Here is a 15,807-nt window from a genome sequence, read left to right on the forward strand (position 1 = left end):
AGCCCCCTCTCAAGCTCACTCAATCAACCTGATCCACCGCGTCGCCGGGTTTTAGGGCCGCTGCGCGCCCCAGCGGGAGCAAGCTCCCTCGCCACAAGAGTGTGTTAGCCGGAAATCAATGGGCCGTCAGCTCAATCACGCAGCATTGACCGTGAGTGGAGACATCCACCAACCCGGTGTTACCGCTCAGTTGCAAACAGTCGTAGAGACCCAAGTCCACAGCGGACTCACCAATCTTGATAGCCAGCCCCGGGGCGGCACTGAACACCAGCAGCGTTTCCGCGTCACTGAAAAACCGCTGCTGGCCGCCCAACCACTGCAACCGCGTCCGGTAACGTTGCGGCGCGTAGATCAGGTTGAAGTCACGAATCGGTCCGCCCAGCAGCGTACAAAACACATGGCTCTCGCCGCTGAATGCAAAAGGGTCCAGCGGATGCAGAGGTCGCGTGGCCTGGCCATCGACGTTCAGCGTCATGCCGCTCCCCTGCAAGACACTGATGACCCGCTCGTAACCGGCGAAGGTGGAGAAACCGCCCGACTCACCGATGTCGGCAATCGACAGCCGCCAGCCGAAACCTTCCAGGCCGGTGCCGGCATCGCGAGTGATTTCTTCGGTGCTGCCGCCACCGTTTTTCCAGGGCATGCGTGGGTAGTCTGCCGCGCGTAAAACCTTCAAATGGCTCATTTATGAAAGCGCCCTTCCAGACTGTGACGGGAACCCGGATGGATCAGGCGCGCAGCGGTCACCGGCTGGCGCCCGGACCAGGTACGGCGGCGGATCAATAGACACGGCTCGCCCCTTTCGATCTGCAACAGCTTGCATTCACTTGGCTCGGCCAGGATCGCCTCGACCACATGCTCGCCCTCGGTCAGCGGCGCGACCTGGTTCAGATAGGCGTAGGGCGTTTGCACGGTGAAGTCCTGCTTGAGGTAGTCAGGCGCCACCAGCGCGTTGACGAAACGGTCCTCGATTTGCACGGGGATGTCGTTCTCGAAATGCACGATCAGCGAATGGAACACTTTCTGGCCTTCGCGCATATCCAGGGCCAGTGCCCGCTCGGAACCGGCCGCCTCTTCTTCCAGGGTGATGACCTTGCACGTGTGGCGATGACCGCGAGAGGCGATTTCGTCGGCGATGTTATGCACTTCGAACAACGCGGACTGGCTCTTGGGCTCGGCCACGAAGGTGCCGACACCCTGCATGCGCACCAACAGGCCGTCGGCGGTCATTTCCCGCAGCGCACGGTTGATGGTCATGCGACTGAAGCCCAGTTGGCTGACCAGTTCGCTTTCCGACGGCACGCGGTAATGCGGCGGCCAGTTTCCACTGTCGATCTGCTGGGTGATCATCTGTTTGACGCGGGCGTACAGGGGTGCCGGACTGTCACCCATGTTTGCGGCCAGCGGCGGTTTGGCAGGCGGAGTCGACACGGCGGTTCCTTGTTCTGCGGATAAGAATGCTAGCTTGCCGGAGTTTACCGGCCAGGCAAACGTCTGTATATGTATATACAAATTACGCACGATGAGGTTGAACCATGTCCGCCTTCTTTGCCGAACGCGCGCTGCTGCCTAGTGGATGGGCCCATGATGTACGTCTTGAGGTCGATGCCGAAGGCGTCCTGACCCATATCCAGGCCGGTTCCCACGCAGACGGCGCCGAACGGCTGGGCGGCCCGCTGTTGCCGGGTATGCCGAACCTGCACTCCCATGCCTTCCAACGGGCCATGGCCGGGCTGGCGGAAGTGGCGGGCAATCCCAACGACAGTTTCTGGACATGGCGCGACTTGATGTACCGCCTCGTCGGAAAAATCAGTCCCGACCAACTCGGCATCATTGCCCGCCAGCTGTACATCGAAATGCTCAAGGCCGGCTACACCTCAGTCGCCGAATTCCACTATGTGCACCACGACACCGATGGCGCGCCCTACGCCGACCCGGCGGAGCTGGCCCTGCGCATCAGCCACGCCGCCAGCGCTGCTGGCATCGGCCTGACGCTGCTGCCGGTGCTTTACAGCCACTCCGGTTTTGGTGGCCAGGCACCCAATGACGGGCAGCGCCGGTTCATCAACAGCACCGAAAACTACTTGAAGCTTCAGTCGCGCTTGCAGCCGATCCTGGCCGGGCAGCCGTCCCAGGCGCTGGGTCTGTGCTTCCACTCGCTGCGTGCCGTGACGCCCGGGCAGATCCAGGATGTGCTGGCCGCCAGTGACCGCGAGTGCCCGGTGCACATTCACATTGCCGAGCAGCAGAAGGAAGTCGACGACTGTCTGAGCTGGAGCGGCGCCCGTCCGCTGCAATGGCTGTACGAAAACACCGAAGTCGACCAGCGCTGGTGCCTGGTCCACGCTACCCACGCCAACACCCAGGAAGTCAGCCTCATGGCCAGGAGCCGGGCGATTGCCGGCCTGTGCCTGACCACCGAAGCCAACCTGGGGGACGGGATTTTCCCCGCCGTGGATTTCCTCGCCCAGGGCGGGCGCCTGGGAATCGGCTCTGACAGTCATGTATCGCTAAGCGTGGTCGAAGAATTGCGCTGGCTGGAATATGGCCAGCGCCTGCGGGATCAACGGCGCAACCGCTTGTATCGGGCGGATCAGCCGATGGTCGGTCGCACCTTGTTCGATGCGGCGCTGGCAGGCGGCGCCCAGGCCCTGGGGCAACCGATCGGCGCCCTCGACATCGGCAAGCGCGCCGACTGGCTGGTTCTCGATGGCAGCGACCCGTATTTGGCCACGGCCCAGGGCGACGCAATCCTCAATCGCTGGCTGTTTGCCGGTGGCGATCGCCAGGTACGCGATGTGATGGTCGGCGGCCGGTGGGTGGTGCGCGATGGGCGGCATGCCGGCGAAGAAGAAAGCGCCCGCGCGTTTACCCAGGTATTGCGCGAGCTCTTAGGCTGACGCAGATAAAAAGTGTGGGAGCGGGCTTGCTCGCGAAGGCGGTTTGTCAGCTAACGATTATGTCGGCTGATACACCGAATTCGCGAGCAAGCCCGCTCCCACATTGAATACTTGCAGGCAGTCAGTCCGAAGTCTTGGCCATCTGCCGATCCGACGCGCGCCAGATCAGTCGGGTCGTGTCATAACCCTGCTGGCGTGCCTTGCTCAGCAGTTCCTCGCGCACGACGCTATTGACGGTCGGTGTACGGGACAGCAGCCACATGTAGCGACGGCTTGGGTCGCCGACGATGGCGGTCTTGTAGTCATCGCTGACGTACAACACCCAGTATTGCCCTTTCGCCACGCCCGGCACGATCCGCGAAAACCAGTTGTCGAACTCGACCCAGAGCTTGTCGGTCTTGCCCGGCACCTGCGGCGTGGCGGTGCCCCTGGCTTCTTCCCACTGCCAGTCCGAGGTCAGGCAGCGATTGAGCACGCCCACGTTGCCGTCTGGCTTGAGGGTGTAGTGAGCTTCCGATTGCGCGCAATTGCGCTGGAAATACATGGGCAGGCGGGCCAACTCATACCAGGTGCCTTGGTAGCGCTTGAGATTGACGCTGTTGACCGTCTTGGGTGCCAGCGGATCTTCGCCAGAAGTGGCACAGCCAGCCAAAATCAGGCCAGCCAAAAGCACAAAAACTAACCGCATCATTATTTTTCTCCCGCGGGCACTGTGGCCAGCATGGTTAGTTCGTCAGTTCTACTTCTGGCGCCGAAGTAGAACTGACGAACTAACCATACTGGCCACCTTCCCCGGTTTACTTCAGGCCTTGGCCGGAAAACATCAACACTTTGTCACCGGCGTACTGCACGCTGATAAAGCTTTTCTGGTCGCCCCAGGTGCAACTGGACATGCCGAGCGCGCCCGAGCAATCGGTCGGTTTCCCCAGTAACGTTTCGACTTCGGACTTGGGCATGCCAGCCGACAGCTTCGAATAGTTTTCCTGGTTGACCTTGCTGCATGCAGTCAATACGACACACACAAACAACAAGGCGATAGATCGCAGCGACATGGTGTACTCCTGGAACGGAAGGGGGGTGGCAGGTGCCAACCAGAAGCTTAGAAGAGAAAACCCCTATCTGGTTCCCCGACACCCCCGGTATTTATTGGGTCTGGCCTGGTGTTTCATCGGTGAAACACTCACTTTGTGACAGCGTCGTGCATTTCGTCGGAATTGAACCGCTATCGGCTGATGGGGCGCTCTGGCACGCCGATAAAAAGAAACAGCGCAAAGGAACGCGTTATGGCAAATTGACAGCCCGTCCTGACCCGTCCCTCCGCGGTAGTGTTATTAATGACCAGAAACATGAAATTCAGCCATAAAATCCTATTGGCTGCCGCCCTCGTGGTGGCCGTTGCATTCGCCTGTTTCATCCTGTTCAACGACTATCGTCAACGCCAGAGCTTGAACGCCAGCACCGAAACCTCCATGCAGGAACTCGGCAGCCTGACCAGTCGCAATATCCAGACGTGGGTCGAGGGCCGCATCCAGCTGCTGCAATCGCTGGCCCAGCAGATTGCCGTGGACGGCAGCAGTGCCGACAGCCTCAAGCGCGCCGTGGGCTTGCCGGCCTACACCAGCAATTTCCAGCTCAGTTATTTTGGTGGCACCGACGGCGTGATGTTCTCGGTACCGGCCGGCAATCGCGCTGCCGATTACGACCCGCGCGCCCGTGGCTGGTACAAGGCCGCCAACAGCGCGCAGCAAACCATCGTCACCGAACCCTACATCGCCGCCTCGTCGGGCAAGCTGGTGATCACCGTCGCCACCCCGGTGCAGCACCAGAACCAGATGATCGGCGTGGCCGGTGCGGACATCGACCTGTCCAGCGTCAGCGCCATCATCAATTCGCTGAACTTCGGCGGCCACGGCCACGCGTTCATCGTCAGTGCCGACGGCAAGATCCTGATCCACCCCGACAGCAAGCGCGTGCTCAAGACCCTGGCCGAGGCCTACCCTAACGGCGCGCCTCAAATCAGCCCGGGCGTGAAAGAAGTCGACCTCGACGGCAAGACCCAATTCATCTCCTTCACCCACGTCAACGGCGTGCCGGGAGCCGACTGGTACGTGGCGCTGGTGCTCGACAAGGACACCGCGCTGGCGATGCTCAGTGAGTTCCGCACTTCGGCGCTGATCGCCATGGTCATCGCGGTGGTGTTCATCATCGCCCTGCTTGGCATGTTGATCCGCGTGCTGATGCAACCGCTGCTGACCATGGGCCGCGCCATGCACGACATCGCCGAAGGCGAAGGCGACCTGACTCGGCGCCTGGTCATCCACGGCCACGACGAATTCGGCGCGCTGGGGACGTCGTTCAACCGCTTTGTCGAACGCATTCATACCTCGATCCGTGAAGTGGCCTCGGCCACCGGCCAGGTCAACGAAGTCGCCCTGCGCGTGGTCAGCGCGTCCAACTCGTCGATGTTCAACTCCGACCAGCAGGCTTCACGCACCAGCAGCGTAGCCGCGGCCATCAACCAGCTCGGTGCCGCCGCCCAGGAGATCGCCCAGAACGCCGCCCTCGCCTCGCAGCATTCCAGCGATGCGCGCAGCCTGGCTGAAGATGGCCAGCACGTGGTGGATAAAACCATCGCGGCCATGCAGCAGTTGTCGGCCAAGATCAGCGATTCGTGCGGCAACATCGAAACCTTGAACAGCAACACGGTGAACATCGGCCAGATTCTTGAGGTGATCACCAGCATTTCCCAGCAGACCAACCTGCTCGCCCTCAACGCGGCCATCGAAGCGGCCCGTGCCGGTGAAGCCGGGCGCGGCTTCGCGGTGGTCGCCGATGAAGTGCGCAACCTGGCCCACCGCACCCAGGATTCGGCGCAGCAAGTGCAGAAGATGATCGAAGAACTGCAAGTCGGCGCCCGGGAAGCGGTGCTGACCATGACCGACAGCCAGCGCCAGAGCGAAAGCAGCGTCGGCATCGCCAACCAAGCCGGCGAACGCCTGGGCAGCGTGACCCAGCGTATTGGTGAAATCGACGGCATGAACCAGTCCGTGGCCACCGCCACCGAAGAACAGACCGCCGTGGTGGAGTCGATCAACGTCGACATCACCGAGATCAACACCCTGAACCAGGAAGGCGTGGAAAACCTGCAAGCCACCTTGCGCGCCTGTGCCGATCTTGAGCAGCAGGCGGCGCGGTTGAAGCAGTTGGTGGGTAGTTTCCGGATCTAGTGCCTGGACTGGCCCCGTCGCGAGCAAGCTCGCTCCCACATTAATGATTGCGAACGGGGTCAAATGTGGGAGCGAGCTTGCTCGCGATAGCGGCGTCAGCTACACCGAAAGAATCAGAACCTGGACCCAGGCCTGTTCAAAAACTCCATTTCCTCAGCCGTGGACTCGCGCCCCAACACCGCATTGCGATGGGGAAACCGTCCAAACCGCGCAATGATCTTCTGGTGCCGCTCGGCATAATCCAGGTTGTCTTCAAACACCGCCCGCTGCGCCTCCGGTTGCTCTCGAACCAGGTCGATGAAGCGCGACACGGCCTCGTTCTGTACCGCAAGGTTTTCGCAGTGTTCAAGCACGAGGTAGATGAATACGCGCTGGATCGGTTTGAGTTGCCGGTCGAAACCCGCTGCCATGCCCTGGGCTACCAGCGCTTGGGCACGCAGGTCACCGGAGAAGGCTTTGGGGGTGTCGCGAAAGATCATTCGCGGGAGTTGGTCGAGGAGCAGCACCAGGGCCAGCCAACCTTCCGGGCGTTGCGCCCAGTCGGACAATTCGCCAGCCAGTGCCAGCTCGACCTGATCGCCGAAGCGCTCGTTGGCCTGGCGATCATGGCGTTTGCCGAACCACAGCTTGCCTCTGTCAGCCGATATTTCGTCCGGTGTCTTGGCTGAACCAAACCACCAATCGAGCAACGGCTGCCAGGGCTCGGCCATGATTTATTCCTTGTGGTAGGCCGTAACGCGCGCCACTTCTTCCTTCGAGCCGAGGAACACCGCCACGCGCTGGTGCAGGCCGTCGGGCTTGATATCAAGGATGCGCTGGTGGCCGTCGGTGGAAGCGCCGCCCGCCTGTTCCACCAGGAACGACATCGGGTTGGCTTCGTACATCAGGCGCAGTTTGCCCGGCTTGGACGGCTCACGGCTGTCGCGCGGGTACATGAACAGACCGCCACGGGTCAGGATACGGTGCACATCGGCAACCATCGCGGCGACCCAACGCATGTTGTAGTTCTTCTTCAGAGGGCCTTCTTCGCCTGCCAGCAATTCTTCGACGTAGCGTTTTACCGGGGCTTCCCAGTGACGCTGGTTGGACATGTTGATGGCGAATTCCTGGGTGGTTTCAGGAATGGTGATGTCTTCGTGGGTCAATACGAAGCTGCCCATCTCGCGGTCCAGGGTGAAGCCTTTGACGCCGTCGCCCAGGGTCAGCACCAGCATGGTCTGAGGGCCGTAGATGGCATAACCGGCGGCAACCTGTTCGGTGCCTGGCTGCAGGAAGGCCTTTTCATTCAAGGCTTCGTTCTGGCTCAGGTATTCGTTCGGGCAACGCAGTACCGAGAAGATGGTGCCAACCGGTGCGTTGATGTCGATGTTCGACGAACCGTCCAGTGGGTCGAACACCAGCAGGTAGGCACCCTTGGGGTATTTGCCCGGGATCTGGTAGGCATTGTCCATTTCCTCGGACGCCATGCCGGCCAGGTGACCGCCCCATTCGTTGGCTTCGAGCAGGATTTCGTTGGACAGCACGTCGAGCTTCTTCTGCACTTCGCCCTGCACGTTTTCGGTGCCCATGCTGCCCAGGACACCACCCAGCGCGCCTTTGGAGACGGCGTGGCTGATTTCCTTGCACGCACGCGCCACCACTTCGATCAAAAAGCGCAGATCGGCAGGGGTGTTGTTGCTGCGGGTCTGCTCAATCAAATAGCGACTCAAGGTAACGCGGGACATGGACGGCTCCGAAGAATAGGGGACGGAAAAACCAGCGCAGTTTAGCGCGAGTCGGGACTTAATTCCTCCTATGAGACGGGGAATGGCGGATTGAGTTCACGGGGTGGCGGCTCGCTTGTGGATTTTGGGTCGCTGGGAGACCGAATCGCGAGCAAACTCCCACAGTTTGACCGAGTTGTTTCGACGAACGCGGCCTACTGTTGTGCGAGCTTGCTCGCGATGAATTCACCTCAACCCTTGACCGGTGGCTTGCGCAGCAAGCTGAACGCCATCGCCGCGAGGAACAGTACGCTGAGCAGCAGCACCGCCCACAAGCCGATTTTCTTCCAGTTGGTCCCGACCGTCGCAGGCGTGGTTGCCGTGGCCGCAACCGGGGTCGACGTGGCCACGCCGTTCACCGTCGCCGTACCCAGCGTCGCCAGGCGCGACGGCTTGTAATCGGGCACCAGCGTGGTCAAGGGCAAGCTGGCCGCTTTCACTGTCGCGTTGCCCAGGGCCAGGCGGTAAGGCCCTTCGCCGCGCGCCAGGAACACCACCTGCGTCGGACGCACGGCAAAGCGCAGGGCCGGGGCTTCGCTACCCAGGCCACCGCCACGCTCGTCCACGGTCAATTTCAATTGCTGCACGGTCTGGCCGGACAGTTGCAATTGGTTTTGCAGCACATCCTGGCCGTTCTGGGTCAGGCGATAGAGCAAGCCACTGCCCAGCGGTTGCCACGGATGGCTGCTTTCACGGCGACCGGCCAGGGTCACCGGCGCCAGGCTGTTGGCCTGGCTCAGCTCGACCTGCACCTGCTCGATGTTCAGCCCCATGGGCAACTGCCAGGTGTATTCACCGGCCTTCGTGATGCTGCCGGCCAACGGCTGCGACCAGGCCAGCGGCAACGGCAGGCTTTCGCGGCTGGCGCTTTGCAACTGGGCCGCGGTCAGGATCGGCGCGGAGGACGGCGAATCCCACAACAATCGCAGGTAACGCGCCGATTGCCCCGGCAAGCTCACTTCATGCTGCTCGACTCGCTCATCGGCAAAGGTCAAGCGCGCCACCTGGCCTTCACCCCACGACTGCCAGTGTTGCAAGTCATCACTGGCTTCGATGGTGAACCGCTGGAAGCCGTCGCGCTCACTGGTCCAGTCGAGGACCAACTGCTGCAACGGCGCCTTGATCGCACTGGCATCCAACAACCAGCCACGCAGCTCCTCCTCCCCAGCTTCGAGCCGGCTGGAGGGTTGGACTTCCACCAAGGTGCCGTTGGCGTTCGATTGCACCCGCACACTGGGCGCGCGTTCATTGTCATCGGCGGCGTTGTACAGCGGGAACCACTTCACGTCGGTGAGGGTGCGGTTTTCCCGGCTCTGGGCCGACTCACGTACCAGGGCGTAGGCCTGGGCCTGACCGGCCGCGTTGAAGACCCGCAAATCACTCAGGTCGGTCTGCCGCGCCTGCAACTGCACGTCCAGCGGCAACGGGAGGCGATACCACGGCCCCTCGCCGCTCAAGGCCAATGGCACCTGATGGGCGAAATCCGCCGGTTGCTCCTGGGCCACGGCCGACAATGCCGCCCATAACCCCGCCACGCCCAGTCCGATCCGACTCAACTTGCGACTCAAGACGACACTCCCTCACTGACAGGCATAGGCGGCTCATCCTGGGCGACCGTCTCCGGGCGCTTGGGTGGCAGCGGCGCAAAATAGCCCACTACCAGCAGCAACACGCCTACACCGATAAACGAAACAATCCGCGCCAGACCGCCACGGTTACTCAATTCGACAAAGAACAGCTTGGCCACGACCACGGCGATCAATGCCGCGCCGATCAGCCACACTTCACGGCGATGGCGCAAATGCCCACCGATCATCAGCCCCAGGGCGATCAAGGTCCAGACAATGGACAACCCGGCCTGCACGAACATCGACTCGAGCAGCACGTCCAGCGCGTATGGCACCCCCATCCACTGGTGGGCCGTGCGCATCACCAGGGCGGTGAAGAACGCGAACAGCGACACACCGGCGATCAACTGGGCGATGTGCCCGACGCGATTCCAACGGTTCGTCGATTGCTCCACGGCGTTGCGAGCCCACACATAGATACCGAACAAGGCGAACAGCAGGCCCAGCTCCAAGGGGTTGAGCAACGGCACATAAGGCAGTGGCTCTGAGTTGCCATCGCTGAAGGTGTTGGTCAGCCAGAACCAACCGAGCATCAACAGCGCCATGGGTGCCGCCGCGTAGACCCGATATTCCCGTGGTTGTGCCGAAACCGGCCATGGCAGGGTACGCGGCGTGGCCATCAGCACCAGGTAAAGGCCTGGCAGGATCGCCCAGCCCAGCCAGCGCCAAGCGTTGTACTGCTCGGACAGCAATAGCAGACCGTAACGCAACTCCAGCATCAACACCGCCATCAGCAACCAGCAACCGAGCACATGGGCCGTACTGCGCGCCGGGGCCGGCAGCATCGGCGCCAGGCGCTTGAGCGAGAGGAAGTGCACGGCAAATACCGCCAGCCAGGCCAGCCAGCCGAAATTCGCGGCCGGATGATACTGGCTGTGCCACGTCGCCACCAGCACGCAGCCCGCCGCCGGAATCAGCAAGGTGCACAGCAGCCCCAGCGCCGGCCATTTCAACCGCAGCGACAAAAGGCTCCACACCGCCACGCTGATGGCCGCGACCAACAACAGCAAGCTGCCTTGCAGGTTCTCCGGGGCAAAACGCAGCACTTCGCTGACCCACGCCAGCGCCCACCAACCCGCGCCCCAGATCAGCAACAGCTCGGACAGGCGCTGCAAGCTCAAGGCGTCCAGCTCCTGCGCCGCGTGCGCCCGTTGCAGGCGCCATGCGCCCACCAGCGCTGCCAGCCCCAGGACCAGCGGCGTCCAGAACCCGCTATGGGCCAGCGGTCGCAGTCCCTCGGCGTTGAGCGGCCCCAACAGTGCTGGCCCTGCCATCAGGAACGACGCGCCGCCGAGCAGTTGCAGCAGCAGACCGAAGACAAAGCTCACGCGCTGCTTCAGGTACAGGCTCAACCAGATGATCAACAACCCGCTGGCCGCCCACACACCACTCGCGGTTTGCCAGGGCAGGACGAACAGCACCGCGAGGTTGATCAGCACCAGCCCCGCCAGCAGCACCACCGACAAGCCGCGCAGCAACCGGACATCGTTGCGCACCATATCGTCGCGCGCCGCCAGCAACATGCCGCCGATCAACGCCAGACCGATCAGAGAAGCACTGAGCAAACCGCTCCAGCCCGCGCTGAACACCGCCGCCGAATCGCCCTCCGCACCTTGCAAGCGCAACAGGAACAGGGCTCCGCCGAGCAATTGCACCGCGAACGCCGTGAACAGGAAACTGCGCGATTGCAGGCGCAGGCCGACAAACAACGTCGCCAATCCGGCCAAGGCCCAAGCGATGGCCGTGCCGTGAGTGAAGAAGAACAACGGTGCCAGCAGATAGAGGAAACTCAAGCCCAGCACTGCCAGCACCGGCAGGCCTTGGCGCTCCCAAGCCGCCGTGTGTTCAGGGGCTGCCTTGCGCAGTTGGTAGAACGTGAACAACAAAGCGCCGCCGAGCATCAACGCCCCCAACGGTGAGCCGTCGAGCAGGCTGCTTTCGCCAGATCGCAATTCGCTGAGGAAGGCCAGCGCCGAACCCAATTGCAGCAACAAAGCAAAGGCTCGTGCGAAAGGTCGTTGCTGACGCAGGCCCAGCCAGAAGATCCCCGCACCCTCCACGGCCCACGCAGCGGCGGTCCAGCGGGCGTCGAGCCCCAAGGGAATCGCCAGGCTGGAAAAAATCACCCCCAGGGCCAGGCAGGTTTCCGCCAGCAACAAGGCGCGGCCGCCCATCAATAGCCGCGCCAGGCCCATGTAGATCATGCCCAGGGCCAGGGCGCTGAAGGCAGCGGCGAACTCCAGGTGCTGCACCAACGCGAACTGCAAGCCGAAGCCCACCAGCGGCGGGGCGAACAGCATCGTGCCGTCGACGTAATCGCCTTTGCGCGCCGACCAGCGCAACAACGCGTCGCGGCTGCCCTCTTCGGGGGCGTCGGTCATTTCCAGCAACTTGCGCCGGGTGAACAGCAAGCCAATCACCAGGTAGATAAGAAAGAACAGGATCAGGAACGGCTCGGTACTCCAAAGCAGCTCCGGTGTGTAGGAACGCATGCCCCAGGCGAAACCGATACCGAAGGTGCCGACAAAGCCGATCAGGTTGAGCAGGCGCCAGGCCTTGAACCAGGCAATCGCGAGGATGCCGGCATTGAGCAGGATGAAATAGCTGAACAGGGCAACGTGGTTGCCGCTGCCGGTGGAAGTCAGGATCGGCGCGGCAAACCCGCCCAGCGCCGCAGCCGCGGCCAGGCCCAGGGCGTTCTGGGTAATCGCCAGGATTGCCGAGAACACCGTCACCGCGACCAGCAAGCCCAGGGCCGCCTTGGAGTCGAGCAACGGATGCAGGCGCATGGCCGCGAACACCGTCAGGTACAGCACCGCGATGCCAGTCCCCTGGAGCATAAGCGCATAGTTACTGTTGCGTTGGCGCAACCACCAGCCCAGGCCCAACAGGCCCAACGCACTGGCCGCGACGCCGGCGTAACGCAACTCGATCGGCACCACCATGCCTTCGGTGGCATAGCGCAGCAAAAACGCCAGGCCGAGGAACAACAGCACCACGCCGACCCGCAGTACCGTGTTGCCGCCGAACAGCCAGTTGCGCGCGCCGATGATGGCGCGGTCGAACAGATTCGGACCACGCGGGGCCGCCGGCTCCGCAATCACTGGTTCCAGAGGCAAAGGGGCAAAATCACGCTCGGCACGTCGACTGGACGTCTCTGGTGCGGGCTTCCAAATGTCATCGGGCAACGGCTGGCTGGCCTGGGTGGCCATAGCGGGTGCGGGTTCGAGGTCTGACGGTAGTTCCCAGACGAGCTCCGGTTCGGTGCGCGTCGCGGGCTTCGCGGCCTGGGGCGCGACAACCTCGGGCACAGGGGCCGGATCACTCGGTTCGGCCACCTTGCCGCGTTCGAGTACCGCCAGGCGGCCCTCCAACGTGAGCAAGCTCTGCTGGGCCTCTTGCAACAAGATCTGTTGCTTGGCCGCCTGGACACCCAGGCGCCCCAATCGAAACGCCTGGGCGATGCCAAGCCCCACCAAAGCGCCTATCAGCGCATCGGCGAACGACTCGTCCACCACCCAGCCGAGTGCCAGGCCCAACAGCGTCAAGATCCATTGCATGGTCGATATCCCTAAGCGGCCCGTTGCGGGCATGACCGGGGTGATGCGGTGCCTGGATCAGTCTAGTGGAACCCCCCAAACCCTGTGGGAGCGAGCAAGCTCGCTCCCACATTGGATTGTTGGCACTTCCAGTGCTGAGCCCGGCTACACAGCCCGGCGAAACTGGCGCCTAGTATATCGACGAAGCCCAACCGCCGTTGGGCTTCGCTCACATTTCTTACAGTAAATGCTACTCCAGGGCTTTCCAGATATCGGTGGCGTACTCACGAATGGTCCGGTCCGAGGAGAACCAGCCCATGCGCGCGGTGTTGAGCACCGCCGAACGCCACCATTGCTTGGAGTCGTGCCAACGCTCTTCGACCTTGGCCTGGGCGTTCCAGTACGAGTCGAAGTCGGCGCAGACCAGGAAGCGGTCGTAATCGACCAACGAGTCCACGAGCCCGGCGTAGCGCATCGGATCATCCGGCGAAAACACTCCGCCGCGAATCGCCTGCAGCACGTCGTTGAGCCGATGGGACGCGGCGATGTCCGGCGCGGCGCTGAACTCACCGTTTTGCTTGCGGGCCTCCACCTGCTCGGCGGTCAGGCCGAAGATGAACATGTGCTCACCGCCGACGCGCTCATGCATCTCCACGTTGGCGCCGTCCATGGTACCGATGGTCAGTGCGCCGTTGAGGCCGAACTTCATGTTGCTGGTGCCCGACGCTTCGAAACCGGCCGTGGAGATCTGCTCCGACAGGTCCGCCGCCGGAATGATGCTTTCGGCCAGGCTGACGTTGTAGTTGGGCAGGAACACCACTTTGAGCAAGCCGCGCACGGTCGGGTCGTTGTTGACCACCCGGGCGATGTCGTTGGTCAGCTTGATGATCAGCTTGGCCTGGTGGTAACTGGCAGCGGCCTTGCCGGCGAAGATCTTCACCCGCGGCACCCAGTCCACCTCCGGCTCGGCGCGGATCGCCTGGTACAGCGCCACAGTGTGCATCAAGTTGAGCAACTGGCGCTTGTACTCGTGGATCCGCTTGACCTGCACGTCGAACATCGCCGCCGGGTTCACCGCGATGCCCAGGCGCTCGTGGATCAGATAAGCCAGGGCCTTCTTGCTGTGCAGGCGCTGCTCGGCGAACAGCTTGCGAAACGCTGGTTTGTCGGCAAACGGCTCCAGTTCGATCAAGCGCTCCTCGGGGTTGTCGAGCACGCTCGGGCCGAGGGCATCGACCATCATCGAGGTCAATTCGGCGTTGGCCTGGAACAGCCAGCGGCGGAAGGTGATGCCGTTGGTCTTGTTGTTGATCCGCTCCGGATAGAGTTTGTGCAGCTCGGAAAACACCGTGCTGCGCATCAACTGGGTATGCAACCCGGACACCCCGTTGACGCTGTGGGAACCGAGGAACGCCAGGTTGCCCATGCGCACCCGGCGGCCATTGTCTTCTTCGATCAGCGAAACCGAACGCAGCACATCGAAATCGTGCACGCCCTTGGCCCGCAGTGAATCGATGTGCTGGGCGTTGATCAGGTAGATGATCTGCATGTGCCGGGGCAACATGCGCTCCATCAGCCCCACCGGCCAGGTTTCCAGGGCTTCGGGCAGCAACGTGTGGTTGGTGTAGGACAGCGTGTCCTGGGTGATCTGCCAGGCCGCGTCCCACGCCACGTCGTAGACGTCCACCAGTTGCCGCATCAGCTCGGCCACGGCAATGGATGGGTGAGTGTCGTTGAGCTGGATCGCCGCGTGATCGCCCAGGGTCAGCACCGAGGTGTGCATGTTGCGATGGCGACGCAGCAGGTCCTGCAGCGAGGCGGCCACGAAGAAGTATTCCTGGCGCAGACGCAGTTCCTGGCCAGCCTCGGTGCTGTCGGCCGGGTACAGCACGCGGGAAATACTTTCGGCCCGGGCCACTTCGGCTACCGCGCCCAAGTGGTCGCCGGCGTTGAAGCGTTCCAGGTGCAGGTCTTCCACAGCGCGGGCGCGCCACAGGCGCAGGGTATTGACGCTGGCACCGCGCCAGCCCACCACCGGCGTGTCGTAGGCAATGGCCCGCACGGTTTCGGCCGGGGACCAGACTTGCCGGGTCTTGCCGGCCTCATCGGTGACGGTTTCGACGCTGCCGCCAAAACCGATCGGGTAGACCACCTCCGGGCGCTCGAACTCCCACGGGTTGCCGAAATCCAGCCAATGCTCGGTCTGCTCCTGCTGCCAGCCGTCAACGATGGCCTGACGGAACAGGCCGTGCTCATAACGGATGCCGTAGCCATGGCCGGCAATCCCCAGGGTCGACATGCTTTCCATGAAGCACGCGGCCAAACGGCCAAGACCGCCGTTGCCCAATGCTGCATCCGGCTCGAGCAGACGAATGCGCTCCAGGTCCACACCCAGTTCGGTCAGCGCCTCGCGCGCCGTATCCAGCAGGCCCAGGTTGCTCAGGCTGTCGTAGAGCAAGCGGCCGATGAGGAATTCCAGGGAGAGGTAATAGACGCGCTTCTGGCCCTTGCGGTAGATCTGTCTCGTGTGGTCCATCCAGTGTTCGACCATGTGGTCGCGGGCGGCAAGGGCGATGGCTTCGAACCAATCGTGATCAAACGCATGATCCGGGTCCTTGCCGACGGCATAAGTGAGTTTGGTCAACACGGCGTCGCGAAATGCGGCAACTTCAGCTTCGCGAACAAGTGGTTCTTGAGTCATTGATAAGACCTCGAACGAGCATGGAATTGTCTGAGCCTAGACGGTCTGA

At 62.5% G+C, this 15,807-nt stretch carries 11 protein-coding genes; 2 read left to right on the top strand and 9 right to left on the bottom strand.

What is annotated here, in order from left to right; genetic code table 11:
* Positions 1–115: 115 nt before the first annotated feature.
* The gene (locus BM300_RS12415; protein WP_092222283.1) at positions 116–685 is read right to left on the bottom strand and encodes a HutD/Ves family protein; all 570 of its coding nucleotides are present in this window, start codon (positions 683–685) and stop codon (positions 116–118) included.
* Positions 682–1,392 (bottom strand): histidine utilization repressor, encoded by a 711-nt coding sequence (gene hutC, locus BM300_RS12420; RefSeq protein WP_170845945.1) that lies wholly within the window; start codon positions 1,390–1,392, stop codon positions 682–684. Before hutC ends, BM300_RS12415 begins: the two co-directional genes overlap by 4 nt.
* Before the next feature lie 143 nt (positions 1,393–1,535).
* On the opposite strand from hutC, the gene BM300_RS12425 reads away from it, so the two are divergent.
* On the top strand, positions 1,536–2,900 hold the full coding sequence (locus BM300_RS12425) for a formimidoylglutamate deiminase (protein WP_092146450.1): 1,365 nt from the start codon (positions 1,536–1,538) through the stop codon (positions 2,898–2,900).
* A gap of 121 nt (positions 2,901–3,021) precedes the next feature.
* On the opposite strand, the gene BM300_RS12430 is transcribed toward BM300_RS12425, so the two are convergent.
* Both BM300_RS12430 and BM300_RS12435 read right to left on the bottom strand, forming a co-directional pair.
* Entirely contained in the window at positions 3,022–3,591 is a 570-nt protein-coding gene (locus BM300_RS12430; protein WP_072345109.1) for a lipocalin family protein, read from the bottom strand.
* A 106-nt stretch (positions 3,592–3,697) separates the two neighbouring features.
* Positions 3,698–3,952: a hypothetical protein gene (locus BM300_RS12435; RefSeq protein WP_003196877.1), complete on the bottom strand. Its 255-nt coding sequence runs from the start codon at positions 3,950–3,952 to the stop codon at positions 3,698–3,700.
* 282 nt (positions 3,953–4,234) lie between these two features.
* Here BM300_RS12435 and BM300_RS12440 point away from each other — a divergent pair, with 282 nt between their 5' ends.
* Positions 4,235–6,127: a methyl-accepting chemotaxis protein gene (locus BM300_RS12440; protein ID WP_218190627.1), complete on the top strand. Its 1,893-nt coding sequence runs from the start codon at positions 4,235–4,237 to the stop codon at positions 6,125–6,127.
* A gap of 113 nt (positions 6,128–6,240) precedes the next feature.
* Here the strand turns inward: BM300_RS12440 and BM300_RS12445 are convergent, their stop codons facing one another.
* From BM300_RS12445 to BM300_RS12465, 5 genes are all read right to left on the bottom strand, one after another.
* Positions 6,241–6,837 carry a DUF924 family protein gene (locus BM300_RS12445; RefSeq protein WP_092146454.1) on the bottom strand — a complete coding sequence of 199 codons (597 nt, stop codon included), beginning with the start codon at positions 6,835–6,837 and terminating at the stop codon, positions 6,241–6,243.
* Between the two features lie 3 nt (positions 6,838–6,840).
* Positions 6,841–7,851 carry a class 1 fructose-bisphosphatase gene (locus BM300_RS12450; protein WP_014336119.1) on the bottom strand — a complete coding sequence of 337 codons (1,011 nt, stop codon included), beginning with the start codon at positions 7,849–7,851 and terminating at the stop codon, positions 6,841–6,843.
* Positions 7,852–8,081: 230 nt separating this feature from the next.
* Positions 8,082–9,458: a DUF3999 domain-containing protein gene (locus tag BM300_RS12455; RefSeq protein ID WP_092463017.1), complete on the bottom strand. Its 1,377-nt coding sequence runs from the start codon at positions 9,456–9,458 to the stop codon at positions 8,082–8,084.
* Positions 9,455–13,078: a DUF2339 domain-containing protein gene (locus BM300_RS12460; protein WP_092463018.1), complete on the bottom strand. Its 3,624-nt coding sequence runs from the start codon at positions 13,076–13,078 to the stop codon at positions 9,455–9,457. The genes BM300_RS12455 and BM300_RS12460 overlap by 4 nt, the downstream gene beginning before the upstream one ends.
* A gap of 229 nt (positions 13,079–13,307) precedes the next feature.
* Positions 13,308–15,758, bottom strand: a complete 2,451-nt coding sequence (locus tag BM300_RS12465) for a glycogen/starch/alpha-glucan phosphorylase (RefSeq protein WP_092345432.1) — start codon at positions 15,756–15,758, stop codon at positions 13,308–13,310.
* Positions 15,759–15,807: the final 49 nt, after the last annotated feature.

This window comes from Pseudomonas sp. NFACC46-3 (assembly GCF_900114515.1).
GTDB classification, from domain to species: Bacteria; Pseudomonadota; Gammaproteobacteria; order Pseudomonadales; family Pseudomonadaceae; genus Aquipseudomonas; species Aquipseudomonas fluorescens_Q.